This window comes from Kribbella sp. NBC_00889 (genome assembly GCF_045207705.1).
Lineage (GTDB): Bacteria > Actinomycetota > Actinomycetes > Propionibacteriales > Kribbellaceae > Kribbella.
In genome coordinates, this window is record NZ_CP108783.1 from 4,645,983 (window position 1) to 4,660,663 (window position 14,681).

The window sequence follows — 14,681 nt, forward strand, 5'->3', positions numbered from 1 at the left end:
GGTCCGCATCGAGCTAGAGAGGCAACGTGACGCAATAGATCAGATGCGTTCTGGCAGATCCAGGTCTCTGTTGCCATGACGGTGAAATCTGATGTCGTTTGCTCATGAAAGCGCGCCGGTCGGGTTCATGTGGCAGTAGAGGTGTCCGCCAATCTTGATGTCGGTGCCGGGTCGTGAGGGCCGGCCCGGGTGAACGCCTGCGCGGCGCGGAGGAGGTACGCCGCGCAGGTGGTGCCCTTCTCGTCGGGTAAGACCTCGGAGTAAGCGAACCGGGAGTGGTCATCGACGAGTGAGTGGATGTAGTCGTCGTCGATCTTGGCCCGCTTCTGTTGCGCGGCCTGTCCGTGCTCGCGGCCCTTGGCCTTCCAACCGCCGCGGTCATGGATGCGGCCGGCCGGGCGAGTTGGTGCACCTCACCGGTCCTCGGGTCACACTCACGCAGATACGGCATCTGGTGACGGCGCAGGATCCGCGCCACTGTCCGCGGCGCCAGGCCGAGCGCCGACCCGATCCAGTCCTGCCCTCGCCGCGCCGTACGACGCAACCCCACCAACTGCTGCTCGATCTCGGTGCTGGTACGCCGCGGCGTCGTGTGCGGACGCGACGACCGATCCCGCAGACCCGTGTCACCCTCGAAGGCGAACCGGTCGATCCAGGTCTTCACACACTTACGCGACACCCCATCGCCGCCGCGACATGCGCCTGCCTCCAACTCACCCGACACCGCTCAACAATCAACCGCCGACCATGAGCGGTCAGCCGCGCACCACCGTGTCCAAGGAGAACCTCCGGTTGTTGCAGTAGGCCCTAGACAAGCCACACCCCAACCGGGGGTTCTCCTCACGTCAACCCCATACCCCTGCCACCAACCTCATGACCGAGTACGGCTAGACCTCGAACTGGCCGTGCTCCAGGAAGTACCGCGCCGCTTCCGGCGTACCTTCGTCGAGGGCCTGCTCTGCCGCCGCACGGACCGCCGCGCTGGTGGTCGGATCGGCGAGAATTCGGAAGATGGCGACCCTGTCGTCTTCGAACTGGGCGAGGCGGCAGCCGGTCTCCAGGAAGGCGCGCACGACAGTCGGTGTGCCGTCGTTGAGGGCCTGCTGCGCCGCCTTGTTGACGGCGCGGTCGTTGTACACGATGGCAAAGTGGAGGGTGGTAGCGACGGCAACCTTGTCGTCCTCGGCTTGGGCCGTCCAGCGGTCGGTCGTCAGGAAGTCGCGCTGGTCCTCGATGGTCCCGTCCATGGCCTTCTGCGCGGCGGCTTCGACCGCGCTGCCCGTGCTCGGGTCGCCGATAATGCGCATGATCGTGACCCGCACATCGTCGTCGGACATCTCGTCCACCGGCGTGGTCGCGACGAACGTATCCGTGGGCGCCTGGCAAGCGGTAGGGGCGCCGACCGAGCCGGCGGCAGACGCGGGGGTGGTGATCAGGAGCGCCGGCGTCAAGGCGATTGCCGCGACAGCCAGTGCAACCTTGGTTCGTCTCACTTGTTGACCTTCCTTGTAAGTGTTGAGAGCACGAGAGCCCTCTTGGCGATCATTGACAGGAAATCGATGCCTCGGCAAGTGAAATATCGCCAGGCGCCAAGCTGCAGAACGCGACTCCTTCAGTCCCAGAACAGGACCTCATAGCCGCCCTCGGGGTCATCCGTCCCGAGGAAAACTCGGCCTTGTTGTTGTCGCCGTCAACGTAGGCGCCGATGTCTCGAAACATGAAGCACTCCCCTTGCTTTCCGGATCTCGTTGCCACTTTCTTCGAGCCGGAAGGGTCGTGAGCGCCGAAGCGGCCACGACCAGGGTTGGCTTTCTGAGTTTCACTCGCATTCCTCACGTCGAGACTCGGCTCGTCTGACGCTCAGTAGACGAAACAGCCTGGCAATCTGTGAGCCCACCCGCACGTGATCTGCGTCTCCCGCCCGCGGCCGCCCATGCTCCGGTCGGCCTTGGCCGGTCCGCGCACCGGGCTTCATGACGGTGCCGGGGCTGGTCGGTCAGCGGCCGACGGACCGTCCCCTGGCCAGCTCTCGAGGTTCACCGGGCCAGCCAGCCCCGCTGCGAACCTCGCCATCACGCCGCCGCCGGTCCGCAAGACCCCGTCGGCACCACGGCAGACCGGCGCGCAACCCACCCACCAGGCACCGCAGCGAACCGAACACTGGACACCCCCTCAGAATTCGTCTGCAACTCGACGGCCGACCCGCGTGCGACGGGTGTCGGACCACCGCTCGGCTAGGGTCAACGACTATGGCGATGACGTCACATGGTCCGGGGTCGGAAGTCGAAGTCGTCTCTTCTGAGCCGGTGACCGGCGGTTTCAGTGACGCGCCGAAGTTCCGCCTTCGGGTTGCTCTGACCCGGTCCGGGCGACGGACCGAGCGAACGGTTCTGCTGAAGCAGACCTCACAGCTCGAGATCTCGGCGATACACGCAGCGGCGAGCGTGGCCGGCGCTGATGCCGTGCCGGAGATCATCGAGACCGGCACCAACGAGTCGGGTCCGTACCTGATGACCGCCTTCTACGAGGCGACGCCAGCAGCGGACGAGACCAGCCTCCCCGCGAATGCGATCGAGACGCTGGCCAGGGTCCACCTTCACTACCTCGACGCAGCGCCACTCGAGTCGGTGCCGGTCGTTGATGCGACCTGGTGGCGGACCAAGTGCGACATCTCGATGCAGCGACTCGCCGCGCTCCATCGACCCGTGCCGGACGAGCTGATCCCGCAAGTTGCTGCACTGCAACACGATCCCCGCATCACCAACCCTCTCGACCAGCTGCCTCGGACGCTCCTCCACGGTGACGTTCATCGGAACAACGTTCTCGTTGACGAGGATCAAAAAGGCCACATCATCGACTGGGGCGGCGCGCTCGTCGGCGCACCTGCCCTCGACATCGCGAACCTCGGCGGGCCGACGAGCAGCGGGTACCAGACCTATGTCGACACCTGGCGCCGCCTCACCGGCCGACGCCCCGACACCGGCCCAGGCTGGAGCAGCACCTATCTGCTCGCGGTCGTTTGGGTCAACATCAAGTACCTCGCCTTCGCCGCCAGGATCTACGGAGACACAAAGGCAGAGGAGATGATGAAGGCCGCACTCGATGCATTGAGCCAACTCGATTCGGTTCCCCAGGCGTGACGCGGACGAGATCAAGGCACTGATCCCCGCGACCGGGCTGGGATCTACCCGGTGCCAACAACGGTCAACGACGTAGGCCGCACCAACGGACTGAATGTCACGAGGCGACCCTGGCCGGTGTCCGGCCGCCCCGGGGGCTACCGGATGTGGAGAGGAGCCGAGCGTGGGCGGATCGACTAGTTCACCGATGGGCAAGACCTATCTGTCCACCGCGGTGACGGAGGACGGCAATCCCAAGGACCTGGTCCCGAACACACGCATCCGGCTGGAGTTCGCCGAACAGCCCAACCCGAACGAAGAGGGTCCGCGCGTGTATCACTGCTTCGGGGCGTACGCCGGGTGCAACCAGCTCGGCGCCTCTGCCGCAGCCGGTGAGCTGCTGGCCGACGGCAGGTTATGGATCGACGGATACTTCGTCACCCAGCAGCGCTGCGAACCGCCACTCATGGTCCAGGACGAATGGCTGACAAGGTTCCTGGTCAGCAAGCCCAGCTGGCACTTGAACGACGGCCAGCTCACCCTCGCATCGGCCGGTACGGCGATCGCTCTGCTGGACAGGAAGATCGCCGAACCCGACTTCCCGCTCGACAGGCCCAGGTGGAAGGTGGACACCGTCATCATCAAGGACGGCGATCTCCGCCAGTACCACCATGGGGCCGAGGAGGCGTGGATGACCTTTGACGGTGAGCGACTGACCGGCTGGACCGGTTGCAACGAACTCTCCGGCCTCGTCACCCGCACCAGAACAGAGCTGACCTTCACCGGCGTCACCACGACCGACCACGCATGCACAGGCGAAACTGCCGAGGTGGAGACCGCGATCCTGACCACCCTCAGGGCCACCGTCACCTACACCATCGACTACAACCGTCTAACCCTGCTGACCCCCGCCGGGACCGGCCTCGACCTCACCGCCATCCGCTGAGCCCGGGCCGAAGGCCCGCGGCTGTATCGGCCTAGTCGTGGCTCTACGCCCAGGCGGGTCGGCGTGGTTCGTTGGCCTCGGGGTGGTGGTGGTGATTGTTGGCTATCCGGGGGGTGGGTGGTGTCGAACGTTGGTCGATTCATTCGATCGACCGGTCGACCGATCCGCAGCTCCAGGGAAGGGAACAGTCATGCAATACACGCGCACATCCGGCCGCTGGCGGCGGGTGGTGAAACTGGTCGCCGCCGTGGCGGCCGTGTTGGTCCCGTTGGCGGTGGTCTCGGTCGTTACTGCGGGGCCCGCCCAGGCGGCGGCGTGCAGGACCAACGCTCACGTCTACCTGACCTCGGTGTACCCGTCCAGCTTCCGGTTCGAGAACCAGCCGGTGGACGGTGGCACCGACGACTACCAGATGTTCGCCGGGGACTGGACATCGCTGCGGGTCGGCGGCAACGGTCTGCGGCCGTACACCTCGGCGTTCTGGAACGTCGAAAGCAACGTCAGCGGGCGGTTCATCTTCAACAGCGGGGTTGCCGGAGGCAACTGCGTCGCGAACGAGACGTACGTCAACCTTGCGAGGCACACGGTTGGAGGGGAGGTCTGGACGGTCCGCGCCAACTATCTGACCGGCAACTCAGGGCAGTTCATCCAGAACCAGGCGCACTTCCGCATCACCTTTGTGGACCCGCCGCCGCCTGACCCGTGGTACTGGCACCCGTGCTACTACGCCGAGGCGTGCTTCTGAGCAAGGAAGGGCAGCTGTGTGAGCCGGGCCGCCGACCGGCTCACACCCAACACCGAGCTGAGGAGGTTCAGCATGTTCACGACACCCGAACACCGAACGATAGTGGCGATGCTGGCCGCGGGCAGCCCCGTTTGGTACGTCGCTGCAGTGATGAAGAGCGACCGGCACTACGTCTACACAGTTGGTGCACGACACGGCTATCCGGATCGTGCCGCGATGAGGCAGTCCCTCCAGGAGTTGGCCGAGGCCGGCTAGACGGTATGGAGTGACTCTCGAATTTGTGGCTGTGGAATGGCACCGTTCCCGGCGGGTGATTGTGGAGCCGGCCGGTGGGCCGGTGTCAACGTCGTTGAATCGCCCCGGGTTTCGTGGAGACCCGATTACTTGGTTCCGGCCTCGGTGAGGACGGGGATTTCACTGTAGTGGTTGGCTTCGAACTCGGCGGGTGGGACGTGCCCGATCTCGCCGTGTAGGCGTCGGTGGTTGAACCAGTCGACGTATTCGGCGACGGCGATCTCGACGTCGTTGATGGACTTCCAGCCCGTGTTGGGCCGGGTGGCGGGGTTGCGGATCAGCTCTGCCTTGAACAACGAGTTGAATGCCTCGGCCATCGCGTTGTCGTAGGAGTCGCCGCGGCTGCCGACGGACGCGACGGCGTCGGCCTCGGCGAGCCGCTCGGTGTAGCGGACAGCTCGGTATTGGACCCCGCGGTCGCTGTGATGAATCAGCCCGGTGAGGTCGTGGCCGGCCCGCTGCCGTGCCCACAGCCCCATGTCGAGGGCGTCCAGGGCCAGGTCGGTGCGCAGGCTGGTCGAGACCTGCCAGCCCACGACCAGGCGGGAGAACACGTCGAGGACGAACGCGGCGTAGACCCAGCCGGAGTGGGTGCGGATATAGGTCAGGTCCGCCACCCACAGCTGGTTGGGTGCGTCGGCGACGAAATGCCGCTGCACTAGGTCGGCCGGACGTGGTGTCTGAGCACCTTCGGTCTGGGTCGTCCTGCGGGTCTTCTCACGCCTGATGCCTCGCAGGCCCTCGGCGCGCATCAGCCGTTCCACGGTGCACCGGGCAACGTTGATGCCGCCTCGATTCAGCTCGGCATGGATCTTGCGCGCGCCGTAGACCTCGAGGTTGTCCTTGTGCAGCTGGCGGATCGCCGGGACCAGTTCGGCGTCTCTGACCGCCCGGGCCGATGGCGGCCTGCTCTTGGCGGCGTAGTAGGTGCTCGGGGCAATCTTGATCCCGGCAGCGGCCAGGACCTTACAGATCGGCTCGACCCCGAACCGGTCGCGGTACTGGTCGATGTAGTCGACCAGCACCGCCGTCGGCACCTCGGTTACTTCACCTTGCGGTCGAGCTCCGCCGCCGCGAAAAAAGCCGACGCTGTCTTGAGGATCTCGTTGGCCCGCCGAAGCTCGCGGTTCTCCCGCTCCAGCTGCGCGATCCGCTCGGCATCGCTGGTGGTAGTCCCCGTCACTGTCCCCTCGTCGATCTCAGCTTGCCGGACCCAACCCCGCAACGTCTCGCGGTGCACGCCGAGTTGCTCCGCGATCCGCGGAATCGCACCCGACCTCGTCGCCGGGTCCTTGCGCGCGTCCACCGCCATCCGCGTGGCCCGCTCACGCAGTTCGTCGCCGTACTTCCTCGGTGCTGCCATAACTCTCATCCTCCATGGATTGAGAGCCTCCATCAGACCCGGGGCGATTCACGTTCATGCTCGCTGCGCTGCGCGTGCTCCACGTTGACTCCGTCGCATCGGCCGGTTGAGTTGGCCGCCTGCGGGCAAACGGTGAGTCGTGGTCGGCGGCCCGGTTGCGGGTGAAGGGTTGCGGGCCGGGGCCTCACGCGCACAGATTCGTGGGTTACCGAGCAGATTTCGGCTGCTCGGCCTATCCAGCAATGTGGGGAGGCCCCGGTGTTTATCGAGCGTACGAGTGTTGGGCTGGATGTGTACGCCAGGTCGGTCGCGGCCGCGGCGATCGATGGGGTCACCGGCGAACTGGTGCAGGCCAGACTGACCCCTGCCCATGACGACATCCGGTCCTGGATCCAGCAGTTGCCGGGTCCGGTCGCGGTGACCTATGAGGCCGGGCCGACCGGGTTCGGTCTGTATCGGGCATTGAATGCTGCCGGAGTGCGCTGTGAGGTGGCGGCGCCATCGAAACTGCAACGCCCGGCCGGTGATCGGGTGAAGACTGACGCCAAGGACGCAATCCATCTGGCCCGCCTACTGCGCCTGGACGAGATCACACCGGTAGTGATACCGACTGTGGAGCAGGAGTCGGCGCGGGACCTGGTCCGGGCCCGCGAAGACTGCCGCGGTGACCTGATGCGGGCCCGGCACCGGTTGTCGAAATTGCTGCTGCGCCAAGGAATCGTCTACTCCGGCGGGAAGGCCTGGACCTGCACCCACGAGACCTGGCTGCGGCGCCGGCACTTCGATCCGCCGACGACCCAGCTGGCCTTCGAGTCCGATCACGACACCGTCTTGGCGATCACCGCCCGCCGTGACCGGCTCGATGCCGCGATCACTACCCTGGCCGCCGACAGCGAGTTCACCCCGATCGTGCAACGGCTGAGCTGCCTGCGCGGAATCGGGACTCTGACCGGGTTCGCGCTCGCGGTCGAGATCGGCGACTGGCACCGCTTCACCGGCAACAGCATCGGCGCGTTCGTCGGTCTGGTGCCCAGCGAACACTCCTCGGGAACCTCACGCGCACAAGGCCCGATCACCAAGACCGGCAACACCCACGTCCGCCGGCTCCTGGTCGAAGCCGCCTGGCACCACCGCACCACCTACCGGCCGGGCAAGACCATGCGCGACCGATGGGAACTCGCCCCGCCCGCGGCACGAGCCCGCGGCGACGCCGGCAACCGGCGCCTGCACGCCCGCTGGGTCGCCTTCAACCTGCGCCGCAAACGCCCCGTGATCGCCAACGTCGCGATCGCCCGTGAACTCGCCGGCTGGTGCTGGTCGCTCGCGATCATGGACTGATGCCCTTGCAAGCAAGGGGTTTGCCAAACAAAGGGAACCTAAATCAGATCTCTGCGTCGTATCCGACGAGTTCGATCAGCGCTGCCCGGAGAGCCTCCAGTCGATCCTCGCCGAGCTGGTCGGCCCAGGCGCGCTCGACAGTGCCCCCCGCCTTGTGGGACTTCGGTCGGATCGCACGCCCGGCCTCGGTGAGTACGACGAGCCACGCGCGCCGATCGTTGGGGTCCGGACGGCGCTCGACCAGGCCGGCCGCGATCAGCTGCTCGACGCTCTGGGCCATGGTCTGCTTGCGCACGTTGGCCTTGGTAGCGAGCGCCTGGACGCTGACGCCCTCAGGCGGTACGAACGGGATCACCCGCGCGTGGGCCGCGGTGAGGGCGCGGACGCCGAGCTTCTCGAGCTCCGCGTCCATCTCCGTGGACCAGCGCTGGTTCGCCAGGCGCAGCAGCAACCCGATGAGTGGTTGGGGATACCCAGGCATATAGACAGTCTCCTGTCTTTTGGCTACGGTGGTGGACAGCTGCCTGTCTATCCTAGGAGGAACAACGACTATGAACGCACCGACACTCCCGTTCGGCACCGCGATGGCGCTGGCTGAGCGCAACCTGCGCGGCCCACTGACCCGGATCCTCACAGAGGAGGACCTCGAGCCCGGCGCGTGGTTCACGCTCAACGCCCTCGGCCTGCGCGGCACTACCCCGACGAGGACCGTCAAGGAGCTGCTCTCCACCAGTGGGTACGACGGCCCGAGGGCCGACGCGCTGCTCGCGCGCCTCGCCGCAGACGGACTCGTCGAGGACCGCGACGAGCTACTCCACCTCACCCCCGCAGGAGCCGAGCGCTACGCGGCCGTCCGGGACCGGATCGGCACGGCGAGCGGCCGGGTGTTCAGCCTCTTCGACCCGACCCAGGTCGAGACAGCCCGCGCCCTTCTGCAACAGCTCGCCGAGGCCGACCCGGCGACGATCGAAGCGGTCGCATTCGACGAGGCGCCGGCGTGAGAAACCCGCACGCCACACCACACGGTCCGCACCCCGCACCACACCGTCCGCTCGCTGCGCCGGCGGCCGCCAGGTAGTGGTCACTGGCGGGCCATTGCTGCGCGGAGTTCGCTTTCGCTGTCGGTGATGAGGTCGCCGGATATGTCGATGGTGACGGTTCGGAGGGTGCCGGTGAAGCGGAACGGGGACGGGTAGTCCGGCGTTACCGGGGAGCCGGGGTTGGCGCCGCAGGTGAGGGCACCGGGGTTGAGGATGAAGGGTGTCGTCACCGGTGCCTCGGCCTGGGCGACGAGGGTCTCGTCCACGTAGAGCTGCATCGTTCCCGGTGCTCCGCGGCCGTTCGCCATATCCGGTTTTCCGGTCGGCTCGAACTCGAAGCGCAGCTTGTGCGGACCGGACGGGAGCGCCTCCGGCGTGGACACCTTGTACAGGCCTCGGCCGACGTAGTTGTGCACGTAATGCAGCTTGCGGTCCTTGATGAACAGCGAGTATCCGCCGGCCGCGGTGCCCTGGCTCAGCAGAACTCCCTCGGCGCCGTCCTCGGGCAGGTCCACGTCTGCGGTGATGCTGTGCGGCCGGTTCAGCACCCGAGGGCCGGCGCCGAACGGGATCGACTGGGTGTTCGGCCGGTAGACGTACTTGTCCCGCGGTACGGCAGCCTGCGGCTTCTCGGCGACGAGCCGCGCGAGGCCGCTTCCGTCCACCGGCAGTACGCCGTACTTGCCGGCCTCGGCGTACCACATGCCGATGAGTGCGATGAGCTTGTCGCGGTGCTTGCTTGCGAGGTCGTGGTTCTCGGCGAAGTCGTCGGCCACGTGGTACAGCTCCCAGCCCGTCGAGTCGAGCTCGGTGAGCTTGTCCGCCGAGATGGGTTCACCGAAGCCTGCTCCGGCCTCGGTGAACGAGGGGCCGGGCCACGGGCAGACCGCTCGCCAGCCGTCGTGGTAGATGGAGCGGTGACCGAGCATTTCGAAGTACTGGGTGCGGTGCTTGGTCGCTGCGTCCGCGTCGTCGAACGTGTGCGCGAAGCTCACCCCCTGAAGCGGCGACTGTGTGATGCCCCGGATCGTGGCCGGCGGCTCGAGGCCGAGCGCGTCGAGGACGGTCGGCACCATGTCGATGAGGTGCGCGTACTGCGTTCGCACTTCGCCCCTGGCCTGGATGCCCTGTGGCCAGCTGACGATGAACGGGTCGGAGCTCCCGCCCCGGTAGGTCTCGCGCTTCCACCGGCGGAACGGCGTGTTGCCGGCCCACGTCCAGCCCCACGGGTAGTGGTTGAAGTGCTTGGGACCGCCGATCTCGTCGATGACCGCGAGGCTGTCCTCGAGGGACTCCGGGGCGTTGTTGAAGAACTGTGCCTCGTTGGTGGTACCGGTCGGGCCACCTTCGGCGCTGGCGCCGTTGTCGGAGATCACCATGACGATGGTGTTGTCGAGCTCGCCCTGCTCGCCGAGGAACTCCAGCAGGCGGCCGAGGTGGTGGTCGGTATGGCTGAGGAAGCCGGCGAAGACCTCCATCATCCGGCTGTACAGGCGGCGGGCCGGTGCGGGCAGGGACTCCCAGTCGGGTACGTCGGGGTCGTGACGAGACAGCTCCGCATCGGCAGGGACGATCCCCAGCGCCTTCTGCTCGGCGAACACCCGCTCCCGGTACGCGTCCCAGCCGTCGTCGAACTGGCCGGCGTACTTGTCCGCCCACTCCTTCGGGGCGTGGTGCGGCGCGTGGGTCGCGCCGAAGCACAGATGCAGGTAGAAGGGTTTGTCCGGATCGACCTGCTTCGCGTCGACGACGAACTGGATCGACCGGTCCACCAGGTCCTCGGTCAGGTGGTAGCCCTGCTCGGGCGTCGCCGGCGGCTCGACCTGGTGGTTGTCGTAGACCAGGTCGGGGTACCACTGGCTGGTGTCGCCGCCGAGGAATCCGTAGAACCGCTCGAAGCCGCGCGACAGCGGCCAACGGTCGTACGGCCCGGCCGCGGTCTCCTGGTTGCTCGGAGTGAGGTGCCACTTGCCGACCATGAACGTGCTGTATCCCTGCCCGAGCAGCATTTCCGACAGGAACCCGTTCTCGAACGGGACCACACCGTTGTACCCGGGATAGCCCGTCGCGAACTCGGTGATGCACGCCATCCCGTTGCTGTGGTGGTTGCGTCCAGAGACGATGCACGAACGGCTCGGCGAGCACAGCGCCGTGGTGTGCATGTTGTTGTAGCGCAGCCCACTGGCGGCCAGACTGTCGAAGTTCGGCGTCGCGATCGGGCTGCCGTAACAGCTCAGTTGGCCGAAGCCGGTGTCGTCGAGTACGACCATCAGCACGTTGGGAGCACCCGGCGTGGCACGGGTGGGCTTCGGCCACGCGGGGGACGACTCGTCCGCCGTTCTGCCGATCGTGCCGGTGAATCCGGTGCCGGCTTCGTACTCGTTCAGCGCCATCCGTGGCCCCCTCGCAGAATGTCCACCCACCTCATCCGAACGCCGCGCGCGTCACATCCCCCTCGTGGGGTGATTCCTCCGTGGTTGGCGGATGGGTACCTGAGTGCTACTTCCGCCCGATCGTTCGAAGGAGCACTCAATGTTCGCGATCATCGCCGCTGTGATCTTTGGGCTGGCACTCATCCTGGACTGGGCCAACGCCAGCGTGAGTGATGCGTTTACGCCTCAGACGCTGCTGATGGCCGGCCTGCTCTGCGTCGCGCTGCATTTGGCCGGTGTCGGGGCCGGGCGTCGGTGGGGGCGGCGCCGCTGACCGTCGTACCGCTCCCGCCGTGCGGCGGTGAACGATCATCCGGCCGGGACGATGTGGCCGGGCGCCTCGACCACGGATCGTGAGGGAGGTCTTCGGCGAGCTCAGATGGCGAGGCGGGCCGGGGTTGTTCTCGTCCGGGAGGCATGTGTCATGACCGACTCACAACGCCCAGCGGCCGCATCGCGCGCGGCTGAGCGGCCGTCGGGCGGTCCACCGGCGATGGACCCGGCCACGGTCATCCGTTCGAAGCCGTATCTTTTCGCGCTGCTGCTCGCCGCGATCCTCGGCATTCCGATCTCGGCCGTCGCGTACGGTTTCCTCGCTCTGGTCAGCGCGATCCAGCAGGCCCTGTTCGACGATCTTCCGCAGGAAATCTTCAGCGGAGGGGTACCAGCCTGGTGGCCGGTGCCCTGGTTGGTGCTGTGCGGACTGTTGACCGGGTTGACCATTCGGTATCTGCCCGGCAACGGTGGTCACTCACCCGCGTTCGGGTTCCAGACCGGTGGAGGTCCGCCGGCTGACAAGGAGCTCTTCGGCATCATCCTGGCTGCCTTGAGCACACTCAGTCTTGGCGCCGTCCTCGGGCCTGAGGCTCCCCTGATCGCCATCGGTGGTGGCCTCGCGGTGCTGACGGTGCATCTGGTCCGGAAGGACGCGCCACCGATGGCGCTGACGATCATGGCGTCGGCCGGTAGCTTCGCTGCGATCAGCACGCTGCTCGGCTCCCCCGTGCTCGGCGCGTTCCTGATCATGGAGGTCGCCGGCATCGGAGGTGCGACGCTGAGCTTGGTAGCGCTGCCGGGCTTGCTGGCCTCCGGGATCGGCGCTCTGGTCTTCGTCGGTCTGGACAACTGGACGGGGCTCGGCAGCTTCTCGCTGGCCCTCCCCTCCGTGCCGCCGGCGGTGGATCCGACGGTGGCCACGATGGCCTGGGCTCTGGCCATGGGCGCGGCTGGGGCGCTGCTGGGCTGGGTGATCCGCTGGATCGGACTGTCGCTGCGTGCGGTCGTGCACGTGAACCGGGTGCCGGTGACGGCGACTCTCGGCCTTCTCATCGGGCTGATCGCCATGGCCTACCAGCTGATCTCCGACAACAGCTTCAATCAGGTCTTGTTCTCCGGCCAGGATGCCCTGCCCGCGCTGGTCGAAGACGCCGCAGACTACTCGGTCGGGGTGCTGATCCTGCTCGCCGTTTGCAAGTTGCTCGCGTACGGACTCGCGCTCAGCGCGTTCCGGGGCGGGCCGGTCTTCCCCGCCATGTTCATCGGTGCGGTGCTGGGGATCGCCGCGGCGGGTCTGCCCGGCATGAGTCTGGCGCCGGCGATCGGCATGGGCATCGGAGCGATGTGTACCGCCATGCTGCGGTTGCCGTTGACCTCGACCCTGCTGGCCACAGTGTTGCTCGGTACCGACGGTGTGTTGGTGACACCGCAGGTCGTGGTCGCTGTCGTGGTCGCCTTTGTCCTCACCAACGTGCTCCCGAATCCGGGTCGGCAACCGGCCGGACACCAGTCATGAAGGCCACCGTCGTACTGCCTGACCGTTACACCGTTCGTCCTCCTCAGCCCAGTGATGCCGAGGCGATGTTCGACATGCTGTCGGCGTACAACACGGCGAGCACCTTCAACGGTATGAGGGTACGTCGACCTTGCGGATGCGCGAAGGTCGTCAGGAGCTACCGGATTCCTGCCAGGCGACTTCGGCGAAGCTGAACAGTCGTTGCGGGGCCATCCGTAGCCAGGCCGTCGCCCAGTCCACGCTCCCGCCGTCGTTGCGGCTGCGCGTCAACTCCGACACGTCCTCCGGAACGGTGGTCAGCACCTCGGCCGGCCCCTCCGTGAGGACCGCGACGTGCGCGTCGTGGTCACCCTCGAGGACAGACAGGGCCAGCCACGGATGCGCCTGCACGTTGCGGAGCCGGACCGCGCCGCCGACCGTGGGAAGCCAGAACGCCTGCGCGTAAATGGAGTACAGGGTCGGCGCGGCGTGTGCACGACCGTCGGGCCGGGTCGAGGACGCGAGCGCGTAGCTGCGGCGCTCCAGATATCCGGCCAACTGGGGTCCGGTCATCCGTCGCTCCGGCGGGTACGCCGTACGCGTAGCCGACCCCGCCCGGTCGAACGACTCTTCCTGCAACCGCTCCAACCAGACCGCGAGCTCGGGATCCTCCACCCGCCGGATCCTATCGGGCGAGCAGTCAGGGTCGGGCCAGGTAGCTGTAGTAGTTGCAGGCGGCGAAGAAGGTGCCGTCGGCGGCGGAACGGCGTTGGTGTGCGAGCCACTCGTCGACCTGTGCTGCGGGTAGGAGGCCCTGCACGGCGATCAGTGGCGCGTAGGTCTCGGCCAGGTTGAGCAGGAACGTGCTCGAGCCGATCTCCGCGTAGACGTTCGCCTGTGTGACAAGCAGTCGGAGTCCCGCCTTCGGCAGCAGGCGCGGGAGCTCGCGCATGACTCGTGCCGAGCTCATGAGCATCGCCTCGAGCGCGGCTTCGACAGCCTTGCCGAGTGCCGGATCAGCGCAGTCGAAGGTGAGGGACGCGTAGTCGCCGTCGAAGACGGCAACGATGCCGTCGGGGCGAACGATGCGCGCCATCTCCTTGAGTACCGCGAGTGGGTCGCGGACGTGACTGACGAGGGTGTGGGCGATGGCAGCGTCGAAGCCGGCGGTCGGGAGGTCGAGCTTGTGCGCATCGCCGACCGCGAACTGGACGCGGTCGCCCACGCCTTCGTTCGCCGCGAGCGTCTGGGCGACCGCGATGAAGTCCTGGCTCTGATCGACCCCCGTCACTGTGCCGGCGAATCCATCGCGGGAGGCGATCGCGCGGGACACGACGCCGGTACCGCAGCCGACTTCGAGGACCTCGGCGGTTCGAGACAGGTCCATCGCGTCGAGGTAGGCCTCGCGGTACGCCACGAACGTCGGATCCTTGCCGCGGAGCTCGAGCCGTTCGATGAAGCGCTCGACCGTCGCGGCGTCCTGCTCGTTGACGAACTGCATCGCGTCCCGGACCTGCTGTGTCGTCATCGCCCCTCCCCCACCGGCTGGCTCGTCCCTTCGATGCTCGCCCTCGGGCGGGGCCCGCACAATCGGGAGGTCCGTCCTACATCCTGGCGACCGACGTCCTATCCC

General features: G+C 66.9%; 15 protein-coding genes and 1 other annotated feature. Of the genes, 8 read left to right on the forward strand and 7 right to left on the reverse strand.

Annotated elements, in window-relative coordinates:
- Positions 1–13 precede the first annotated feature (13 nt).
- Together OG817_RS22460 and OG817_RS22465 are read right to left on the reverse strand one after the other, a co-directional pair.
- Positions 14–724 carry a helix-turn-helix domain-containing protein gene (locus tag OG817_RS22460; RefSeq protein ID WP_406046633.1) on the reverse strand — a complete coding sequence of 237 codons (711 nt, stop codon included), beginning with the start codon at positions 722–724 and terminating at the stop codon, positions 14–16.
- A gap of 163 nt (positions 725–887) precedes the next feature.
- Complete coding sequence (locus OG817_RS22465; protein WP_406046634.1) at positions 888–1,337, reverse strand: ALF repeat-containing protein; 450 nt, start codon at positions 1,335–1,337, stop codon at positions 888–890.
- A gap of 969 nt (positions 1,338–2,306) precedes the next feature.
- Between OG817_RS22465 and OG817_RS22470 the strand changes: the two genes are divergently transcribed.
- The 4 genes from OG817_RS22470 to OG817_RS22485 all read left to right on the forward strand — a co-directional run bounded on the left by OG817_RS22470 (position 2,307) and on the right by OG817_RS22485 (position 5,065).
- The gene (locus tag OG817_RS22470; protein ID WP_406046635.1) at positions 2,307–3,140 is read left to right on the forward strand and encodes an aminoglycoside phosphotransferase family protein; all 834 of its coding nucleotides are present in this window, start codon (positions 2,307–2,309) and stop codon (positions 3,138–3,140) included.
- Between the two features lie 163 nt (positions 3,141–3,303).
- The gene (locus tag OG817_RS22475) at positions 3,304–4,065 is read left to right on the forward strand and encodes an META domain-containing protein (protein ID WP_406046636.1); all 762 of its coding nucleotides are present in this window, start codon (positions 3,304–3,306) and stop codon (positions 4,063–4,065) included.
- 190 nt (positions 4,066–4,255) lie between these two features.
- Positions 4,256–4,810, forward strand: coding sequence for a hypothetical protein (locus OG817_RS22480; RefSeq protein ID WP_406046637.1), 555 nt, complete (start codon positions 4,256–4,258; stop codon positions 4,808–4,810).
- Between the two features lie 72 nt (positions 4,811–4,882).
- Entirely contained in the window at positions 4,883–5,065 is a 183-nt protein-coding gene (locus tag OG817_RS22485) for a hypothetical protein (RefSeq protein WP_406046638.1), read from the forward strand.
- Between the two features lie 125 nt (positions 5,066–5,190).
- Here OG817_RS22485 and OG817_RS22490 read toward each other — a convergent pair.
- Positions 5,191–6,467, reverse strand: a protein-coding gene (locus OG817_RS22490) for an IS3 family transposase (RefSeq protein WP_406046639.1) whose coding sequence is annotated in 2 segments (ribosomal slippage) — positions 5,191–6,188 and positions 6,188–6,467 — 1,278 coding nt in all. Because the reading frame shifts where the segments join, the coding sequence is not laid out codon by codon here.
- Positions 6,037–6,189 (reverse strand) — a sequence feature (AL1L pseudoknot). It overlaps the preceding gene by 153 nt.
- 258 nt (positions 6,468–6,725) lie before the next feature.
- Here OG817_RS22490 and OG817_RS22495 point away from each other — a divergent pair.
- Positions 6,726–7,805, forward strand: a complete 1,080-nt coding sequence (locus OG817_RS22495) for an IS110 family transposase (RefSeq protein WP_406046640.1) — start codon at positions 6,726–6,728, stop codon at positions 7,803–7,805.
- Between the two features lie 43 nt (positions 7,806–7,848).
- Here OG817_RS22495 and OG817_RS22500 read toward each other — a convergent pair whose 3' ends face one another.
- Positions 7,849–8,286 carry a MarR family winged helix-turn-helix transcriptional regulator gene (locus OG817_RS22500; RefSeq protein WP_406046641.1) on the reverse strand — a complete coding sequence of 146 codons (438 nt, stop codon included), beginning with the start codon at positions 8,284–8,286 and terminating at the stop codon, positions 7,849–7,851.
- A gap of 70 nt (positions 8,287–8,356) precedes the next feature.
- Here OG817_RS22500 and OG817_RS22505 point away from each other — a divergent pair, with 70 nt between their 5' ends.
- Positions 8,357–8,806 carry a hypothetical protein gene (locus OG817_RS22505; RefSeq protein WP_406046642.1) on the forward strand — a complete coding sequence of 150 codons (450 nt, stop codon included), beginning with the start codon at positions 8,357–8,359 and terminating at the stop codon, positions 8,804–8,806.
- An 80-nt stretch (positions 8,807–8,886) separates the two neighbouring features.
- Here the strand turns inward: OG817_RS22505 and OG817_RS22510 are convergent, their stop codons facing one another.
- Complete coding sequence (locus OG817_RS22510) at positions 8,887–11,238, reverse strand: arylsulfatase (RefSeq protein ID WP_396394632.1); 2,352 nt, start codon at positions 11,236–11,238, stop codon at positions 8,887–8,889.
- 139 nt (positions 11,239–11,377) lie between these two features.
- Between OG817_RS22510 and OG817_RS22515 the strand changes: the two genes are divergently transcribed.
- Together OG817_RS22515 and OG817_RS22520 are read left to right on the forward strand one after the other, a co-directional pair.
- Complete coding sequence (locus OG817_RS22515; protein WP_406046643.1) at positions 11,378–11,551, forward strand: hypothetical protein; 174 nt, start codon at positions 11,378–11,380, stop codon at positions 11,549–11,551.
- Between the two features lie 150 nt (positions 11,552–11,701).
- Positions 11,702–13,069, forward strand: coding sequence for a chloride channel protein (locus tag OG817_RS22520; protein WP_406046644.1), 1,368 nt, complete (start codon positions 11,702–11,704; stop codon positions 13,067–13,069).
- 150 nt (positions 13,070–13,219) lie between these two features.
- Here the strand turns inward: OG817_RS22520 and OG817_RS22525 are convergent, their stop codons facing one another.
- Complete coding sequence (locus OG817_RS22525) at positions 13,220–13,723, reverse strand: pyridoxamine 5'-phosphate oxidase family protein (protein WP_406046645.1); 504 nt, start codon at positions 13,721–13,723, stop codon at positions 13,220–13,222.
- A 25-nt stretch (positions 13,724–13,748) separates the two neighbouring features.
- Positions 13,749–14,576, reverse strand: a complete 828-nt coding sequence (locus tag OG817_RS22530; RefSeq protein WP_406046646.1) for a methyltransferase domain-containing protein — start codon at positions 14,574–14,576, stop codon at positions 13,749–13,751.
- Positions 14,577–14,681: the final 105 nt, after the last annotated feature.

What these genes read in the sequence shown, in the direction of transcription:
- OG817_RS22515 (WP_406046643.1), top strand. Translation starts at nt 11,378, where the DNA reads ATGTTCGCGATCATCGCCGCTGTGATCTTTGGGCTGGCACTCATCCTG.
- OG817_RS22530 (WP_406046646.1), bottom strand. Translation starts at nt 14,576, where the DNA reads ATGACGACACAGCAGGTCCGGGACGCGATGCAGTTCGTCAACGAGCAG.
- OG817_RS22500 (WP_406046641.1), bottom strand. Translation starts at nt 8,286, where the DNA reads ATGCCTGGGTATCCCCAACCACTCATCGGGTTGCTGCTGCGCCTGGCG.
- OG817_RS22465 (WP_406046634.1), bottom strand. Translation starts at nt 1,337, where the DNA reads ATGTCCGACGACGATGTGCGGGTCACGATCATGCGCATTATCGGCGAC.
- OG817_RS22485 (WP_406046638.1), top strand. Translation starts at nt 4,883, where the DNA reads ATGTTCACGACACCCGAACACCGAACGATAGTGGCGATGCTGGCCGCG.
- OG817_RS22505 (WP_406046642.1), top strand. Translation starts at nt 8,357, where the DNA reads ATGAACGCACCGACACTCCCGTTCGGCACCGCGATGGCGCTGGCTGAG.
- OG817_RS22480 (WP_406046637.1), top strand. Translation starts at nt 4,256, where the DNA reads ATGCAATACACGCGCACATCCGGCCGCTGGCGGCGGGTGGTGAAACTG.
- OG817_RS22510 (WP_396394632.1), bottom strand. Translation starts at nt 11,238, where the DNA reads ATGGCGCTGAACGAGTACGAAGCCGGCACCGGATTCACCGGCACGATC.
- OG817_RS22520 (WP_406046644.1), top strand. Translation starts at nt 11,702, where the DNA reads ATGACCGACTCACAACGCCCAGCGGCCGCATCGCGCGCGGCTGAGCGG.